Source organism: Streptomyces coacervatus (assembly GCF_029223485.1).
In the GTDB taxonomy this organism is placed as follows: Bacteria; Actinomycetota; Actinomycetes; order Streptomycetales; family Streptomycetaceae; genus Streptomyces; species Streptomyces coacervatus.
Genome location: NZ_JARHTP010000003.1, coordinates 516,119 through 531,478 on the forward strand (window position 1 = coordinate 516,119; position 15,360 = coordinate 531,478).

Here is a 15,360-nt window from a genome sequence, read left to right on the forward strand (position 1 = left end):
CCCTGTGCCATCCCTGTGCCGTGATCCGTAGGCCCCAGGTCCATTTCCTTATACGGCGCATACTCCGGCCGCAGTACGGCCGGGTTGAGCTCACTCCACCCGCGGGCGTACCAGCCCGGACTCGTACGCGATCACGACCAGTTGGGCCCGGTCGCGGGCGCCCAGCTTGGCCATGGCCCGGTTGACGTGGGTTTTCACCGTGAGCGGGCTGACCTCCAGGCGTTCGGCGATCTCGTCGTTGGAGTGGCCGCCGGCGACCTGGACCAGGACCTCGCGCTCGCGGACGGTGAGCGCTTCGAGGCGTTCGGTGCGGGTGGGGTCGCGGCCGTCGTCGGCGTCGCCCTGGGCGAGGAAGCGGGCGATCAGGCCCTTGGTGGCGGCCGGGGAGAGCAGGGCCTCGCCGCCGGCCGCGACGCGGATGGCGCTCAGCAGCTCGTCCGGTTCGCTGCCCTTGCCGAGGAAGCCGGAGGCACCGGCCCGCAGGGACTGCACGACGTAGTCGTCGACCTCGAAGGTGGTGAGAATGACGATGCGGACATGGGCGAGGGTGGGGTCGGTGCTGATCATGCGGGTGGCCGCGAGGCCGTCGGTGCCGGGCATCCGGATGTCCATCAGTACGACGTCGGCCCGCTCCTCCTTGGCCAGCCGTACCGCCTCCGCGCCGTCGGACGCCTCGCCGACGACCTCCATGTCGGGCTCGGAGTCGACGAGTACGCGGAAGGCGCTGCGCAGCAGGGCCTGGTCGTCGGCGAGCAGGACGCGGATGGTCATGCACTTCCCCCTGGGGTGGCCGTACGGGTCTTGACCGGCAGGATCGCATGGACGCGGAAGCCGCCGCCGTAGCGGGGGCCGGTGGTGAGGGTGCCGTGCAGGGCGCCGACGCGTTCGCGCATGCCGAGGAGGCCGTGGCCGCCGCCGCTGTCGGCTTCGCTGTCGGGGGCGGAGTCCTCGCCGGAGCCGTTGTCGAGGACGGTGATCTCGACGTTCGGGCCGACGCGTACGACGCTGACCTCGGCCTTCGCCTCCGAACCGGCGTGCTTCTGGACGTTGGTGAGGGCTTCCTGGATGACGCGGTACGCGGCCAGGTCGACGGCGGCGGGGAGAGTGGTGCCGTTGTCGGCGCGGGCGACCTCGACATGGAGCCCCGCGCTGCGGAAGGTGCCGACGAGTTCGTCGAGGCGGTCCAGGCCGGGGGCGGGTTCGGTCGGCGCCTCGGGGTCGCCGGACTGGCGCAACAGGCCGACGGTGGCGCGGAGTTCGTTGAGCGCGGAGCGGCTGGCCTCGCGGACGTGGGCGAGGGCCTCCTTGGCCTGGTCGGGGCGCTTGTCCATGACGTGCGCGGCCACCCCCGCCTGGACGTTGACCAGGGCGATGTGGTGGGCGACGACATCGTGCAGGTCGCGGGCGATACGCAGGCGTTCCTCGGCGACCCGGCGGCGGGCCTCCTCCTCACGGGTGCGTTCGGCCCGCTCGGCGCGTTCGCGGATGGCCTGGACGACGGCGCGGCGGCTGCGGACGGCGTCACCGGCGGTGGCGCCGATGCCGGTCCAGGCGAAGACGCCGAGGTTCTCCTGGGCGTACCAGGGCAGGGGGCCGCCGAGCATCGCTGCGCCGGTGAGGACCGTCATGGTGAGCAGGCCGAGGCGCCAGGTGGTGGGGCGGTCGGTGGTGGCGGCGACCGTGTAGAGGGCGATGACCGCGGACATGGCGACGGGCGCCCGGGGGTCGCCGACGACGCACTCGATGAGGGAGACGGTGCCGGTGAGGGCGAGGACCGTTCTGGGCGCGCGGCGCCGGAAGACCAGGGCGAGGGCGCCGAGGACCATGAGCACGAGGGCGAGGGCGTCGGGGGTGCGGACGCCCCAGGTGACGCCGTTCTTGCCGTGCGGGTCGACGAAGGAGCCGGCCACCATGCAGGCGAGTACACCGGCCGCCAGGGTCGCGTCCAGCGCGAGGGGGTGTGCCGTCAGCCGACATCTCGTGCGTTCCAGGGTGCCGCTCACGTTTGAACAGTACGGGGCGCTCCGCCGGGCCGGAACTGGTGGTGGCCGTACCTTGGCCGGGCCGTATCTGGGGGCTGCCGCCCCCAGACCCCCGCTTCGGCCCTTAAGGGGCCTCGTCCTCAAACGCCGGACGGGCTGGGGTGCCCTAGCCCGGAATCAGACCGTCGTCGCTCAGCAGCTCCCGGACCTCCTCCAAGGTGGCGTCCGGGGACGGCAGGATCAGCTCCGACGGTTCCAGGGAGTCGTCCGGCAGCGGGTCGCCCAGATCGCGGACCTTGGTGAGGAGGGCCCCGAGGGTGCGGCGGAAGCCGGGGCCGTCGCCCTTCTCCATTTCCTGCAGGAGTTCGTCGTCCAGCTTGTTGAGTTCGGTGAGGTGGCTGTCGGCCAGCCTCACCTGCCCCTCCCCCATGATCCTTACGATCATGTCGCCCATGTAGGCCTCCTAGGCGTGGCCCCTGCTGCTTGTCACTGCTTGTCGAAGCGCGGGGTGTCCTGCGGCTGCTGCTGGGACTGCGACTGGCCGGTGCCGCCTTCGATCGCCTGCTGGGGCGTTCCTCCGGCGAGCTCCGCCTTCATGCGCTGCAGTTCCAGCTCTACATCCGTACCACCGGAGATCCGATCCAGCTCGGCCTGGATCTCGTCCTTGTGCATACCGGACTGGTCGTCGAGGGCGCCGGAGGCGAGGAGTTCGTCGATGGCGCCGGCGCGGGCCTGCAGCTGCGCTGTCTTGTCCTCGGCGCGCTGGATCGCCAGGCCCACGTCGCCCATTTCCTCCGAGATGCCGGAGAAGGCCTCGCCGATGCGGGTCTGGGCCTGGGCGGCCGTGTACGTGGCCTTGATCGTCTCCTTCTTCGTGCGGAAGGCGTCGACCTTCGCCTGCAGGCGCTGGGCCGCGAGGGTGAGCTTCTCCTCCTCGCCCTGCAGCGTGGCGTGCTGCGTCTCCAGGTCCGTCACCTGCTGCTGGAGGGCGGCGCGGCGGGACAGCGCCTCGCGGGCCAGGTCCTCACGGCCCAGCGCGAGCGCCTTGCGGCCCTGGTCCTCCAGCTTGGTGGACTGCGACTGCAGCTGGTTCAGCTGGAGCTCAAGGCGCTTGCGGGACGTCGCCACGTCGGCGACGCCTCGGCGCACCTTCTGGAGCAGCTCCAACTGCTTCTGGTACGAGTAATCGAGGGTTTCGCGCGGGTCCTCGGCCCGGTCAAGGGCCTTGTTCGCCTTCGCGCGGAAGATCATCCCCATACGCTTCATGACACCGCTCATGGGCTTCGCGCGCCCCCTTCTGACGGACTTCCAGCTCCAGCTCTGCGACAGAACCCACAGTACGGGCCCTGCATCTATTGACGCACTGTTCCGGGACGGATGCGCTCATCCCCAAGGACGACTGCGTCCGACCCCGCTCCGGCGTGAGGAGTAGGTGTCCCCTGGGGAAACCGCCCCCTCTGTCCCTTACATGACGACTGGTGTTGCCGGATCGTTCCCCGCCGGGCTGGGGTCCAACCCCGGGCACCCCGTACCCTTGGGTTTTGTGTTCCGTAGCCGTGCCAAGGATGAGAAGGCAGCAGTCGCCGACAAGGCGTCACTGACCGACTCCAAGCAGCCCCGTGACCCGCAGGCCAAGAAGGGTCGGCCCACGCCCAAGCGCAGTGAGGCCCAGTCCCAGCGCCGCAGCGTCGCCAACACCTCGATGACGCGCAAGGACGCCTCCAAGCGCCAGCGCGAGGAGCGGCGTGCCGCGCTGGACCGGCAGCGCCAGGCGCTGGCCGGCGGTGACGAGCGTTATCTGCCCGCCCGCGACAAGGGTCCGGTGCGGAAGTTCGCCCGCGACTGGATCGACTCGCGGTACAACGTCGCGGAGTTCTTCCTGCCGATGGCCGTGATCATCCTCGTGCTGAGCGTGGTGCGGGTGGGTGCGCTGCAGAGCATTGCGCTGCTGCTGTGGCTGGTCGTGATCGTGCTGATCGTGCTGGACGCGATCGTCAGCACCTTCCGGCTGAGGAAGGCGCTCGCCGAGCGCTTCCCGGACCAGAACACCAAGGGCGCCACCCGGTACGCCCTGATGCGCTCCCTCCAGATGCGTCGGCTCCGGCTGCCGAAGCCGCAGGTCAAGCGCGGAGAGCGGCCCTGAGCACGACGTCGTTCTCCGGGGGCGCGGCGGATTCCTGGCTGAGCAAACTCGGCGGTCTGCGTGATGTCGTACGGCAGGAGCTGGTGGCCCGGCAGCTCGACGAGCAGATAGCGGGGCGCTTCCCGGTCGGGCAGCGGCTGCGGGTGCTGGACGTGGGCATGGGCCAGGGCACGCAGGCGCTGCGGCTGGCGCGGGCCGGGCATCAGGTGACCGGCGTCGAGCAGGACCCCACGATGGTCGCGGCCGCGCGCGAGGCTCTGTCCGGTGAGCCCGAGGGCATCCGGGAGCGGGTGCGGATCGTCGAGGGCGACGGCCGGGACACCGGGGTGCACTTCCTGCCGGGCAGCTTCGACGTGGTGCTGTGCCACGGGGTGCTGATGTACGTCGAGGAGCCGGATCCGCTGCTGGCCGGGCTGGCCCGGATGCTCGCCCACGGCGGGCTGCTGTCGCTGCTCGTACGCAACGGCGACGCGCTGGCGATGCGGCCGGGACTGTCCGGGGACTGGGCGGGTGCGCTGGACGCCTTCGACACGCTGTCGTACACGAATCGACTGGGGCTCGACGTCCGCGCCGACCGGCTCCGGACGCTGACCTCGACGCTCGCCGGGATCGCCGCGCCACTGCACGCCTGGTACGGGGTGCGGGTGTTCACGGACACCGCCGCGGACGGGGCGGAGATCCCGGCCGACGTGGAGACGTTGCTCGCGGTCGAGGAGCGGGCCGGGCGGACGGATCCGTACCGCGGGGTGGCGGCTTTGCTGCACCTGTGCGGAGTGCGCGACTGAGCCCGTTCGGGCGCATATCGCAAGCCGGACATTCACCCCGTGGAGACACTCGGGGCATGGACGTCACCCATGCCCGTACCCGTGCCTTCCGTCTGCGCATCGCCGTCGGCGTGCTCGTCTGTTCGCTCGCGCTCGTCTCGGGCTGCACCTCCCGTTCCTTCGGCGAGCAGGGGAAGTCGACCGCACAGGCTGCGGAGGCCACGGAGGCCGCGCAAGCCGCACGGGCCGCGCAAGCCGTCGCCCCCATGTCGGGCAGCGACCTGCAGAGCGCCTACCAGAAGGTGATCAAGAACGTTCTGCCGTCGGTCGTGCAGATCCAGGCCGGCAGCGATCTGGGGTCGGGGATCGTCTACGACGGCGCGGGGCGCATCGTCACCAACGCGCATGTCGTGGGGGACTCGAAGTCCTTCAAGGTGACGACCGCCAACAGCGAGGGCGTGCTCACCGCCGGGCTCGTCTACTCGTACCCGGACCAGGATCTCGCCGTCATCAAGCTGGACAGGGTGCCGAGCGGGCTGAAGGCGGCGGCCTTCGCGGACTCCTCGAAGGTGGCGGTCGGGCAGATCGTACTGGCGATGGGTTCGCCGCTCGGGCTGTCGTCCAGCGTGACGCAGGGGATCGTGTCGGCGACCGGGCGGACCGTGAGCGAGGGCCGTACCGGCGGGGGCACGGGCGCGACGATCGCCAACATGGTGCAGACGTCCGCGGCCATCAACCCCGGCAACAGCGGCGGCGCCCTCGTCGACCTCGACGGACAGGTCATCGGGATTCCGACGCTCGCCGCCACCGACCCCGCCCTCGGGAACGGCGCGGCGCCCGGCATCGGGTTCGCGATCCCCTCGTCGATGGTCAGGACGATCGCCGGGCAGATCATCAAGAGCGGCAGGGTCACCGACTCGGGGCGGGCCGCGCTGGGCATCACGGGCCGTACGGTCGTCGACGACAGCTACCGGGCCACCGGGGTCGCCGGGGTCGCCGTGAGGAGCGGCGGTGCGGCCGAGAAGGCCGGCATCCGGCCCGGGGACGTGATCACCAGCCTGGGCGGTACGGCCATCACCACCATCACGTCCCTGTCCGAGGCGCTGGCGGCCCAGAAGCCGGGCGACAGGACGTCGGTGACGTTCACCCGGAACGGGAGTCGGAAGAAGGTCGAGGTGACGCTCGGCGAGCAGTGAGGAGGGGGCGGCCGGATCGCGGCCGCCCCCTCCCTTTCCGTACCGCCGGCGTCCGTATCGCCTGCGTCCGTACGGACTACGCCTCTTCGGCGTGCAGGCTCATCGGCCCGTAGATCACCGCGGAGTCCTCGAACAGCGTCACCTGGTCGGCGCCGCCGTCCTGCAGGGCCTTCCAGTGCTCCCCGATCCAGGACTCGGCGTCCCCCTGCGTGGTGAACTCCTCGGGCTGGACCGCCGGCTGGACCTCCGCCCCGTCGGTCTTCTCGAACCGCCACGTCCATGACGCCATCTACGCCTCCCGTGTCTGAGCACCTGCAGAGCAGAAGGCGGATCTTGGTCCGCCTCCTGCCCGAAGCCTAGTCGGATGGGCAGCACCTGCGCAGACACGCGAAAATCACTTCCGTGGAAGTGACTCTGCTCGGCACCGGTGCCCCCGCGGGCCTGCCCCGCCCCGACTGTCCCTGCGCCGCCTGCGCGACCGCGCTCGGCGAGGATGCCCGCGCCGCCACCGCGCTACTCGTCGACGGGACCCTGCTGCTCGATCTGACACCCGGTGCGGCGTTCGCGGCCGCGCGGGCCGGGCATTCGCTCGGCGGTGTACGGCAGGTGCTGTTGTCGCATCCGCACGACGGGCCCGCGGTCGAGGTGCCGGCCGGGCTGCCGCAGCCCGCGCGGGTGCCGGACGGGCGGGAGTTGGCGCTGCTGACGGGGCATCGGGTGCGGGCGGTGGCGATGGACGGGCCGGGCACGGGGTATGCGGTGACCGGGCCGAACGGGCAGCGGGTGCTGTATCTGCCGCCGGGGGGTGCGCCCGCCGGGCTGGAGAACAACGGGGCTCACGGGGCTGTGGTGTGTGACATGGTACTGGCCGATGTCGTGGGGCGCCCCGACGCGCTGGCCAAGCTGCGCGCGGTCGGTGCCCTCGGCCCGACCACGGACGTCGTCGCCGTACATCTCGACCATGACGTGCCGCCGGGGCCCGAGTTGCGGCGGCGGCTCGCGGCCGCGGGGGCGCGGGCCGTGCCGGACGGGACGACGCTGACCGTGGGGGTGTACGAGGACGTGCCCGATGTGCCGCGGCGGACGCTGGTGCTGGGCGGGGCGCGGTCCGGGAAGTCGGTGGAGGCCGAGCGGCGGCTGGAGGCCTTTCCCGATGTGCTGTACGTGGCGACGGGCGGCTCGCGGAACGGGGACAAGGAGTGGGCGTCCCGGGTGGCCGTCCACCGGGACCGGCGGCCGGGGTCCTGGCGGACGGCCGAGACCTGCGACCTGGTGCCGCTGCTGGCGGTCGACGGGCCGCCGCTGCTCATCGACTGTCTGTCGCTGTGGCTGACGGACGCGATGGACTCCGTGGGCGCGTGGGACGACGCGCAGTGGGCGGACGGCGGGGAACGGGCTCTGCGGGAGCGGGTGCGGGAGCTGACGGACGCGGTGCGGGCGACCCGGCGGACCGTGGTCGCCGTATCGAATGAGGTCGGCTCGGGAATCGTGCCGGCCACGGCTTCCGGGCGCCGTTACCGCGACGAACTCGGGCGGCTGAACGCGGCGTTCGCCGGGGAGTGCGAGCAGGTGGTGCTGGTGGTGGCGGGGCAGGCGCTGGTGCTACGGGGCTGACCCGGCGGTTCGTCCGATGCGGCGGGCGATGGTCCTGTGCGTGTACGGGAACTGGCCGAGGAAGTGACGGCTCGTCGCGACGGTCGCGCAGCCGTGGAACTGGAGTTGGGTGCGCAGGGCGCGCAACTGCGAAGGGCGGGCCTCTACGAGGAGGAGGCCGCCGCGGCGGACGAGCATGAGGGCGGCGCGGAGTTCGGCGCGGAAGTCCGGGGCGGGTGTGCGGTGTCTCAGGAGCGTGACGACGTCGTAGCGGGCGCGCAGGATCGTGGTGATGTGAGGGTCCGTCACATCACCCACGAAGGCCTCCTCGACGCGCTCGGCATGACGGGCGTACGACACGCGCGGGGTGGGGTCGAGGCCGTCGAAGCAGGTGTAGGGGAAGAGTTCGCGTGCCGTCTCGGGGAAGCGGGCGTCGCCCGTGCCCACGTCCAGCCAGCTCTCCGGTTCGGGAAGGAGCCGCAGGATCACGCGTGCCGTCGCGCGGTGGTGCCGTTGCAGGCGTGTCATGGCGGCTCCCGAAGACATAGGACAATCCGCTGCAAAACGGAACGTATGGGATCTCTGTCCCGGGAGCAATGACGTCACGCGCGCGTGGTGACCGTCATCGGGCCATGTGGCGCTGTTCCGTTCGACCGGTGCCGGTACTGTTCGGCGAATGAGCTCGCTTAATCTCGACGACTTCACCGATCTGATCGAGCGCCCCGACGGCGGGGTGCGGCGCGACGCCGAGGCGCGTCGGGAGCGTCAGATCGTGCCCCCCGGGTCGCTGGGCCGCCTCGACGACCTGGGTGAGTGGCTGTCGGCGGCCCAGTCCGCCGTGCCGGTGCGGCCGATCGAACGGCCCCGGGTGGTGCTCTTCGCCGGCGACCACGGAATCGCCGAACTGGGCGTCTCGGCACGGCCGGTGGGAACCGCGGACCAGCTCGTGCGGGAGGTCCTGGAGGGCGGCCGTCCGGTGTCGGTGCTCGCCCGGCGGCTCGGTGTGCCGGTGCGGATCGTCGACATGGCCCTGGACTGCGACCCCGGGACGCTGCCCGCCGAGGTCGTACGGCACCGGGTGCGGCGCGGCAGCGGACGGATCGACCGCGAGGACGCGCTGACGGCCGAGGAGGCGGAGGCAGCGTTCCGCGCCGGGATCGCGGTGGCCGACGAGGAGGCCGACTCCGGTACGGATCTGGTGGTGCTCGGCGATGTGAGCGTGGGCGGGACGACCGCGGCCGGCGTGCTGATCGCCGCGCTGTGCGGGACCGACGCGTCCGTCGTCACCGGGCGGGGCGGGCTCGCCATCGACGACCTGGCCTGGATGCGCAAGTGCGCGGCGATCCGGGACTCGCTGCGCCGGGCCCGGCCCGTGCTCGGCGACCAGCTGCAGCTGCTGGCGACCGTGGGCGGGGCCGACCTCGCCGCGATCACCGGCTTCCTGCTGCAGAGCGCGGTGCGGAAGATGCCGGTGATCCTGGACGGGGTCGTGACGGCCGCCTGCGCCCTGGTGGGGCAGCGCATCGCATTCCGCGCGCCGGACTGGTGGCTGGCCGCGCACGACAGCGGGGAGCCCGGGCAGGCGAAGGCACTGGACCGGATGGCGCTGGAGCCGCTGCTCTCGCACGGGGTGACCGTGGGCGAGGGCGCGGGGGCGCTGCTGGCCCTGCCGCTGGTGCAGGCCGCGGCGGCGCTGGCCGCGGAGCTGCCGGAGAAGCCGCAGGTCTCCGAGGCGCCCGAGGAGGTACCTGAGAAGGAGGAACCTTCGGAAGAGGTCGACGCGAAGGAGGAGACCGAGTAGGCCCAGGGAGGGGCCGAAAGTCGGCAGAACCGCAGACCAAAGATGGACGAGTTCATCAGTGCATCGCCCATATGATCCTCACTCATGGGACATGCCCGAATTGCCTCGCGGCGAGCCGCCGCATTCGCCGTCTGGTATTTGCGGGCCGTCGCGTTCGTCAATTTCCTCAGTGCCGTCTGGGTCTCTCTGGGGCAGGACGTGCGACGGCACAACCAGGAGAACTTCTTCACCCCGTATCTGCTGACCGCAGGCTTCGCCTCCGGTGTGTTCACGGCGTTCCTCGCCATCACCATGCGGCGCCGCAAGCGCGCCGCATGGATCCTCAACCTCGCACTCGCCGGCTCGTTCCTCGGACTGTTCGCCTTCGCGATGTCGTTCCCGGAGATCCGGCAGTACGCCCAGAACTGGATCTCGCTCGCCCTCACGGCCCTCTTCGTCGTCGCCCTGCTGGTCGGGCGGCGGGAGTTCTACGCCAAGGGCGACCGCTCGAACCCGAAGCTCGCCGCCGCCGTCGCGGTGGGCGGCACACTGGTCGCCTCGCTGCTCGCCGCGCTGCTGGTGACGGTCACCAACCAGGATCCGGACGCGGCGAGTTCGACGTTCCCGGAGCGCTGGCGCTACGGCACCCTCCGGCTCGTCTCCGTCGCCGTCGACGAGTCCCGCTTCCCCGGCATCGACGCACCGAACTGGGTCAACGTCGCCATCAACGTGCTCAGCACGGTCCTCGTCCTCGCCGTCTTCTACGCCGCCTTCCGCTCCCGGCGCGCCGTCGACCCGCTCACCGAGGACGACGAGAAGCGGCTGCGGGAGCTGCTGGAGCGGCAGGGCGAGCGCGACTCGCTGGGCTACTTCTCGCTGCGGCGGGAGAAGAGCGTGGTCTGGTCGCCGACCGGCAAGGCGGCCGTCGCGTACCGGGTCGTCGGGGGTGTCTCGCTGGCGTCCGGTGATCCCATCGGTGACCCGGAGGCCTGGCCCGGCGCCATCGAGCCATGGCTCGCCGAGGCGCGGGCACACGGGTGGATCCCCGCCGTGATGGGGGCGAGCGAGGAGGCCGGGACCGTGTACGCACGGCACGGCCTGGACGCGCTGGAGCTCGGCGACGAGGCCCTCGTGGAGGTCGCCGACTTCACCCTCGAAGGGCGCGCCATGCGGACCGTGCGGCAGGCCTACAACCGGGTGAAGCGGGCCGGGTACACGGTGCGGATCCGACGGCACGAGGACATCCCGGCCGACGAGATGGCGTATCTGCTGAAGCGGGCGGACGACTGGCGCGACGGGGCCACCGAGCGCGGGTTCAGCATGGCGCTGGGGCGGCTCGGGGACCCCGAGGACGGGCAGTGCGTGATGCTCGAATGCAGGGATAGCCGCGCTGGGGAAGGGGCGGGGGAGTTGAGGGCGCTGCTCTCCTTCGTTCCCTGGGGCCCGCACGGGCTCTCCCTCGACCTCATGCGCCGTGACCGCGACTCCGACAACGGCCTGATGGAGTTCATGGTCATCGAGCTGCTGCAGCGCGCCCGAGAGATCGAGATCACGCAGGTGTCTCTCAACTTCGCGATGTTCCGTTCGGTCTTCGAACGTGGCGCACGCCTCGGCGCCGGGCCGGTGCTGAGGCTGTGGCGCTCGCTGCTCAGCTTCTTCTCTCGCTGGTGGCAGATCGAGTCGCTGTACCGCGCCAACGCCAAGTACCGGCCCATCTGGGAGCCGCGGTTCCTGCTCTTCGAGAAGAGCGCTGACCTGCCGCGCATCGGCATCGCGTCGGCGCGCGCGGAGGGGTTCCTGGAGGTCCCGGGACTGCCGAAGTGGCTGAACCGCAAGCACCTCGAAACGCACAGATGAAGCACCTGGAGACGCACGGATGAGGACCGCCGGATGAAGACGCTCGCCCGCTGGGCCCGCGCCGAATGGGGACTCCTGTACGTCACCGTGCGCGAGCCGCTGCTCAAGCGGCGCCGGCGGGTGATCCCGATGACTCTCGGGGCGGTGGTGCTGACAACGGTCATACAGCTCGTGCAGAACCAGTCGTGGGGCTATCAGTTCGTGCAGAACATCGGGGCCGTGCGCGCCGAGGACCCGCTGTGGCTGTCGCTGCTGCGCACTCCCCTGTCGTTGTTCGTCCCGGCGCTGGACCTTCCGGTCTGGGGTGCGCTCGCGCAGATCCTGTTCGTGTTCGGGATCGCGGAGATCTGTATCGGCCGCTGGCGCACGCTCGTCATCGCGTACGCCGCCACGCTCGCCGGGACGCTGTATGCCCGCCTGGGCATCTGGCTGGGGTTCGACAACCCCTTCGGACTGCCCTCCTCCGACGCCCGGGTCGTGGACACCGGCCCGTCGGCTGCGGTGGTGGGGCTCGCCGTGTTCCTCGGGTGGCGCTACGGGGCGTATGTCACGGCGTGTGCGGTGACGGCGGCGATGGCGGTCGAGGTGATGCTGAAGGGGAACCTTGCGGGCAAGGAGCACATGGCGGCGATCGCGGCGGTGGGGGTGCTGTGCTTCATCTCGGCGCTGCGGCATCGCCACCGGCCGGTGGCGCGGATCGGTTCGGGGCCGGGTTTTCCGTCGGCGAGATCTTGACTGCGGCACCGTCGTGGTTGGTCGCGCCCACGCGGCGGAGCCGCAAATGGATACAGCCCCGCGCCCCTAAAAAAACCAGGGCGCGCCTCACCGGCCGAGGGCGCGGTCCGGCGTCGGGTCGGGCTTGCCGCCGAGCAGATCCTGGAATCTGCGGCGGGGGCCGACCCAGCGGCGGTCGTGGTGGTAGGCGCGCAGGGCTGACCTGGCCCGGGCGCGCGGGCGGCGGCGGTAGAAGCGCTTGGCCCAGGGCGAGCCTGGGCGGGCCAGCCGGACCAGGCCGATCAGACCGATGAACGGGACGATCACGCTGAAGATCGCCATCCGCGTCTTGCCCTTGCTGAGCACGGCCAGCGAGAACAGGAAGTTCACCACGACGGTCGAGATCACGCTCCCCCGGTCATTCAGCTCCTGCTGGCTCATGTCGTTGACACCGAACGGCGAGAACCCCGAGAGCATCAACCCCACCAGGGCCGCCGTGAGAACGACGGCCTCGACGCTCTTGCGGCCCTCCTCGGTCCAGTAGACGTCGTCGAGGTGCAGGATCAGCGCGAACTCGTCGAGGACCAGCCCCGCCCCCATGCCGAAGAGGACCGCGAACACGGCCGAGCCGAGCCCGTGCCGGCTGCTGGCCACCGCCCCGAAGCCGCCGACGATCGCGAGCACCACTCCCGGCACCACGTGATGGATGTGCAGCCCGCCCGCCTTGACATTGCCGAAGGGCCCCCGGCCGGCCCGGATGAGGCGGGTGATGACCCGCGTGATCAGGAATGTCAGCACGAACGCGGTGAGGGCGAGCAGCAGCGGCAGCTTGCCGGGCTCGATGATGTTGCGCTGGAGCCAATGTCCCATATGCGCACTTTAGCCATGAGCTCCTTCCGCCTCTCCGTATCCGCCATCCCGACCGCCGGGTAGCCTGCGCCGGTGCCCGAACCCTCCAAGACCCCCTGGCCGGACGGCCTCCGCTTCGCCTTCGGCACCCTCACGGTGCTCCCCGTGCCGGTGACCCGCTGGGACCGGGACGCCGCACGCGGCGGCATGCTCTGCGCCCCGCTCGCCGGGCTGGTCGTCGGCGGCTGCGCGGCCCTGGCCGGCGTGGTGCTGCTGGCGCTGGGCGCGGGTGCGCTGCTCGCCGCCGTCGCCTCCGCCGCCGTACCCGCCGTCCTCACCCGCGGACTGCACCTCGACGGGCTCGCGGACACCGCGGACGGACTCGGCAGCGGGAAGCCCGCCGAGGACGCGCTGCGGATCATGAAGCAGTCGGACATCGGGCCGTTCGGGGTGATCACGCTCGTCCTCGTACTGCTCGCGCAGGTGGCCGCGCTGGCTCAGGCGTACGGCGACTCGTGGGCCCGGGGCGCACTCGCCGCCGTCGTCTCGGCGACGGCCGCCCGGCTCGCGCTCACCCTGGCCGCGCGGTCGGGGGTGCCGGCCGCCCGGCCCGAGGGGCTGGGGGCGGCGGTCGCGGGCGTGGTGCCGGTGCGGGCGGCGGCGGTCGCGGCGGTGGCCGTGACCGGGGCAGCCGCCGCCGGGGGTGCGCTCGTGGGGACGTACGACATCGTCCGTACGGCGACGGCGGTGATCGTCTCCCTCGGCGTCGCCGAACTCCTGCTCCGGCACTGCACGCGCCGCTTCGGCGGGGTCACCGGCGATGTGTTCGGGGGGCTGGCGGAGACGGCCGCGACGGTGTCGCTCGTGGTGTTGTCGCTGGGGCAGTAGTCTCTTTCGCCGTACACGGACAAATGATCGTGATCGGGGGATGTTCGTGCCGAAGCTTCGCCGCGCCGTGGCCTGGTTCATCGACTTCGCGCTGGTGCTGACGCTGGCGTCCTTGCTCGCCGTCCTGACCTTCCACCGGATAGCCGCGCTGGTCACCGACGTCCCCGGCCTCGCCGTCCACGGCGGCTTCGACCTGCTGACCTCGCACGGCAACGTCGTCGGCGCCTCGGAGCACCTCGGGCTGTCGCTGTGGGACAAGGCGGTGCTCGACGTCGAGGAGGCCTTCGGGGCACTGATAGTGGCGACGTTCCTCTACCAGTGGGGCTGCCTCGCCCTCGCCGGACGGACCCTCGGCAAGGGGCTGCTCGGGCTGAGGGTCTCCCCGAGCGCGCCCCGCCGGGCCGCGGTGCGCGCCGCCGTCACCACGGCCGCCGACATCGCCGTCTACGCGGTCGCCTGCATGCTGCTGATAGAGGGCCGGTTCGGGCTGTCGGTGCTGGTGTGGGCGGTGGCGGTCGTCGTCTTTCTTCTCAACGCGCTGCCGGTCTTCTCCCCCACCCGCCGTTCCCTCGCCGACCGGCTGGCCGGCACGGCGGTCACCGCACTCGGGGTCAGCACGCCCGGCGCCACACCCCCAGTTCGTACTTTTTGAGCATCGAGCTGAGCTTCAGCCGGCGGGACTGTGCGCAGAAGCGGCTGGTCGGCAGCTCGTACTCGACGTGGAAGACGGCCTTGTCCGCCTTGATGAAGGGCTTCATGGCGTTGCACTCGCCGTACTGGGCGCACTGTTCGTTGACCGCGAAGTCGAAGTCCCGCACCAGTTCCGGGATTTGGTCGAGGTCGTTCTTCAGGCCGACCGCCATGGCGCGGTCGTGGGCCAGTTTCGCTATCAGGCGGTTGTAGCGGAGCTGGTCGGCGGCCTTGAGGGGGAAGCCGGTGCTGTTCTTGTAGCCGTCCATGTTGTCGGGCTCCACCGCGTCGAAGCCCTTCTTGCGGCACATGTCGAAGCGGGCCGCCATCAGCGGCTCCAGGACGTCGGTACGGCGGATGTCGAACCAGCGCTCGCCCTTCCAGCCGTTGCCCTTGCCGAGCACCGACTTGGGGAACTTCTTCGCGTCGGGGCGCCAGTCCTCCCACGCGCCGGTCGAGAGGTAGCAGATGACCTTACGACCCTTGCGGTGCAGGGCGGTTACGGTCCCTTTCGGCTGGTCGAAGCCGTCGATGTCGTAGACCGGCACGTCCACGGAGGTGTCGACGCGGCCGCTGAGCTGCCACTGCCAGGCCACGCCCGGGCGGGGCTGCCAGTGTTCCCCGGAGGACTCGGAGTCGTGCGCGGTGCTGCAGCCCGTCAGCAGCAGAAGCAGGGCGAGCAGGAGGGGCGGGCGTCTCAACGTGCTGGCTCCAGGGTGTGGGGAAGTGTTCTCGTGTTCTCCACGGATGATCTCCGATGGCGGGGACTGCAAGAACGCAACCCCCCGCCGTTAAGGAATGAGTGAACGCGCACACACGCGTAGGCTCATCCCGAGTGTTCGCCGTACCGGGGAAGGCCCCGCGGAGACCGCACCCTGAGGCCGGGCCTAGGGTCGGCTGTCGG

The 15,360-nt window shown here is 71.2% G+C and carries 17 protein-coding genes; 9 read left to right on the forward strand and 8 right to left on the reverse strand.

What is annotated here, in order from left to right; translation table 11 throughout:
- Nucleotides 1–90: 90 nt before the first annotated feature.
- The 4 genes from P2Q00_RS09880 to P2Q00_RS09895 form a co-directional block, all read right to left on the reverse strand.
- Nucleotides 91–771 (reverse strand): response regulator, encoded by a 681-nt coding sequence (locus P2Q00_RS09880; protein ID WP_275771539.1) that lies wholly within the window; start codon nucleotides 769–771, stop codon nucleotides 91–93.
- Nucleotides 768–2,003, reverse strand: coding sequence for a sensor histidine kinase (locus P2Q00_RS09885; RefSeq protein WP_275771541.1), 1,236 nt, complete (start codon nucleotides 2,001–2,003; stop codon nucleotides 768–770). Before P2Q00_RS09885 ends, P2Q00_RS09880 begins: the two co-directional genes overlap by 4 nt.
- 145 nt (nucleotides 2,004–2,148) lie before the next feature.
- On the reverse strand, nucleotides 2,149–2,427 hold the full coding sequence (gene pspAA / locus P2Q00_RS09890) for a PspA-associated protein PspAA (protein ID WP_275771878.1): 279 nt from the start codon (nucleotides 2,425–2,427) through the stop codon (nucleotides 2,149–2,151).
- Nucleotides 2,428–2,468: 41 nt separating this feature from the next.
- Entirely contained in the window at nucleotides 2,469–3,233 is a 765-nt protein-coding gene (locus P2Q00_RS09895) for a PspA/IM30 family protein (protein ID WP_425579536.1), read from the reverse strand.
- Between the two features lie 217 nt (nucleotides 3,234–3,450).
- On the opposite strand from P2Q00_RS09895, the gene P2Q00_RS09900 reads away from it, so the two are divergent.
- From P2Q00_RS09900 to P2Q00_RS09910, 3 genes are all read left to right on the forward strand, one after another.
- The gene (locus tag P2Q00_RS09900) at nucleotides 3,451–4,125 is read left to right on the forward strand and encodes a DUF3043 domain-containing protein (RefSeq protein WP_275771545.1); all 675 of its coding nucleotides are present in this window, start codon (nucleotides 3,451–3,453) and stop codon (nucleotides 4,123–4,125) included.
- Nucleotides 4,126–4,208: 83 nt separating this feature from the next.
- Nucleotides 4,209–4,910, forward strand: coding sequence for a class I SAM-dependent methyltransferase (locus P2Q00_RS09905; protein ID WP_275771546.1), 702 nt, complete (start codon nucleotides 4,209–4,211; stop codon nucleotides 4,908–4,910).
- Between the two features lie 56 nt (nucleotides 4,911–4,966).
- The gene (locus P2Q00_RS09910) at nucleotides 4,967–6,085 is read left to right on the forward strand and encodes a S1C family serine protease (RefSeq protein WP_275771548.1); all 1,119 of its coding nucleotides are present in this window, start codon (nucleotides 4,967–4,969) and stop codon (nucleotides 6,083–6,085) included.
- Between the two features lie 76 nt (nucleotides 6,086–6,161).
- Here P2Q00_RS09910 and P2Q00_RS09915 read toward each other — a convergent pair whose 3' ends face one another.
- On the reverse strand, nucleotides 6,162–6,374 hold the full coding sequence (locus tag P2Q00_RS09915) for a hypothetical protein (RefSeq protein WP_275771550.1): 213 nt from the start codon (nucleotides 6,372–6,374) through the stop codon (nucleotides 6,162–6,164).
- 113 nt (nucleotides 6,375–6,487) lie between these two features.
- Here P2Q00_RS09915 and P2Q00_RS09920 point away from each other — a divergent pair, with 113 nt between their 5' ends.
- Nucleotides 6,488–7,699 carry a bifunctional adenosylcobinamide kinase/adenosylcobinamide-phosphate guanylyltransferase gene (locus tag P2Q00_RS09920; protein WP_275771551.1) on the forward strand — a complete coding sequence of 404 codons (1,212 nt, stop codon included), beginning with the start codon at nucleotides 6,488–6,490 and terminating at the stop codon, nucleotides 7,697–7,699.
- Here the strand turns inward: P2Q00_RS09920 and P2Q00_RS09925 are convergent.
- The gene (locus P2Q00_RS09925; protein WP_275771552.1) at nucleotides 7,688–8,206 is read right to left on the reverse strand and encodes a methyltransferase domain-containing protein; all 519 of its coding nucleotides are present in this window, start codon (nucleotides 8,204–8,206) and stop codon (nucleotides 7,688–7,690) included. The two genes, P2Q00_RS09920 and P2Q00_RS09925, sit on opposite strands and share 12 nt — an antisense overlap.
- A gap of 148 nt (nucleotides 8,207–8,354) precedes the next feature.
- Here P2Q00_RS09925 and cobT point away from each other — a divergent pair, with 148 nt between their 5' ends.
- From cobT to P2Q00_RS09940, 3 genes are all read left to right on the forward strand, one after another.
- Nucleotides 8,355–9,479 (forward strand): nicotinate-nucleotide--dimethylbenzimidazole phosphoribosyltransferase, encoded by a 1,125-nt coding sequence (cobT, locus tag P2Q00_RS09930; protein ID WP_275771554.1) that lies wholly within the window; start codon nucleotides 8,355–8,357, stop codon nucleotides 9,477–9,479.
- Nucleotides 9,480–9,563: 84 nt separating this feature from the next.
- Nucleotides 9,564–11,315, forward strand: a complete 1,752-nt coding sequence (locus tag P2Q00_RS09935; RefSeq protein ID WP_275771555.1) for a phosphatidylglycerol lysyltransferase domain-containing protein — start codon at nucleotides 9,564–9,566, stop codon at nucleotides 11,313–11,315.
- A 33-nt stretch (nucleotides 11,316–11,348) separates the two neighbouring features.
- Nucleotides 11,349–12,050, forward strand: coding sequence for a hypothetical protein (locus tag P2Q00_RS09940; protein WP_275771557.1), 702 nt, complete (start codon nucleotides 11,349–11,351; stop codon nucleotides 12,048–12,050).
- 87 nt (nucleotides 12,051–12,137) lie between these two features.
- Here the strand turns inward: P2Q00_RS09940 and P2Q00_RS09945 are convergent, their stop codons facing one another.
- Nucleotides 12,138–12,899, reverse strand: coding sequence for a hypothetical protein (locus tag P2Q00_RS09945; protein ID WP_275771558.1), 762 nt, complete (start codon nucleotides 12,897–12,899; stop codon nucleotides 12,138–12,140).
- Nucleotides 12,900–12,971: 72 nt separating this feature from the next.
- On the opposite strand from P2Q00_RS09945, the gene P2Q00_RS09950 reads away from it, so the two are divergent.
- Entirely contained in the window at nucleotides 12,972–13,766 is a 795-nt protein-coding gene (locus P2Q00_RS09950; RefSeq protein WP_275771560.1) for an adenosylcobinamide-GDP ribazoletransferase, read from the forward strand.
- Nucleotides 13,767–13,812: 46 nt separating this feature from the next.
- Entirely contained in the window at nucleotides 13,813–14,418 is a 606-nt protein-coding gene (locus tag P2Q00_RS09955; protein ID WP_275771562.1) for an RDD family protein, read from the forward strand.
- Here the strand turns inward: P2Q00_RS09955 and P2Q00_RS09960 are convergent.
- Entirely contained in the window at nucleotides 14,378–15,157 is a 780-nt protein-coding gene (locus P2Q00_RS09960; protein WP_275771564.1) for an endo alpha-1,4 polygalactosaminidase, read from the reverse strand. The two genes, P2Q00_RS09955 and P2Q00_RS09960, sit on opposite strands and share 41 nt — an antisense overlap.
- Between the last annotated feature and the right edge of the window lie 203 nt (nucleotides 15,158–15,360).

Coding starts and splice junctions, on each gene's coding strand:
- P2Q00_RS09880 (WP_275771539.1), bottom strand. CDS start 771: ATGACCATCCGCGTCCTGCTCGCCGACGACCAGGCCCTGCTGCGCAGC.
- pspAA (WP_275771878.1), bottom strand. CDS start 2,427: ATGATCGTAAGGATCATGGGGGAGGGGCAGGTGAGGCTGGCCGACAGC.
- P2Q00_RS09895 (WP_425579536.1), bottom strand. CDS start 3,233: ATGATCTTCCGCGCGAAGGCGAACAAGGCCCTTGACCGGGCCGAGGAC.
- P2Q00_RS09900 (WP_275771545.1), top strand. CDS start 3,451: ATGACGACTGGTGTTGCCGGATCGTTCCCCGCCGGGCTGGGGTCCAAC.
- P2Q00_RS09910 (WP_275771548.1), top strand. CDS start 4,967: ATGGACGTCACCCATGCCCGTACCCGTGCCTTCCGTCTGCGCATCGCC.
- P2Q00_RS09915 (WP_275771550.1), bottom strand. CDS start 6,374: ATGGCGTCATGGACGTGGCGGTTCGAGAAGACCGACGGGGCGGAGGTC.
- P2Q00_RS09925 (WP_275771552.1), bottom strand. CDS start 8,206: ATGACACGCCTGCAACGGCACCACCGCGCGACGGCACGCGTGATCCTG.
- cobT (WP_275771554.1), top strand. CDS start 8,355: ATGAGCTCGCTTAATCTCGACGACTTCACCGATCTGATCGAGCGCCCC.
- P2Q00_RS09935 (WP_275771555.1), top strand. CDS start 9,564: ATGGGACATGCCCGAATTGCCTCGCGGCGAGCCGCCGCATTCGCCGTC.
- P2Q00_RS09940 (WP_275771557.1), top strand. CDS start 11,349: ATGAAGACGCTCGCCCGCTGGGCCCGCGCCGAATGGGGACTCCTGTAC.
- P2Q00_RS09945 (WP_275771558.1), bottom strand. CDS start 12,899: ATGGGACATTGGCTCCAGCGCAACATCATCGAGCCCGGCAAGCTGCCG.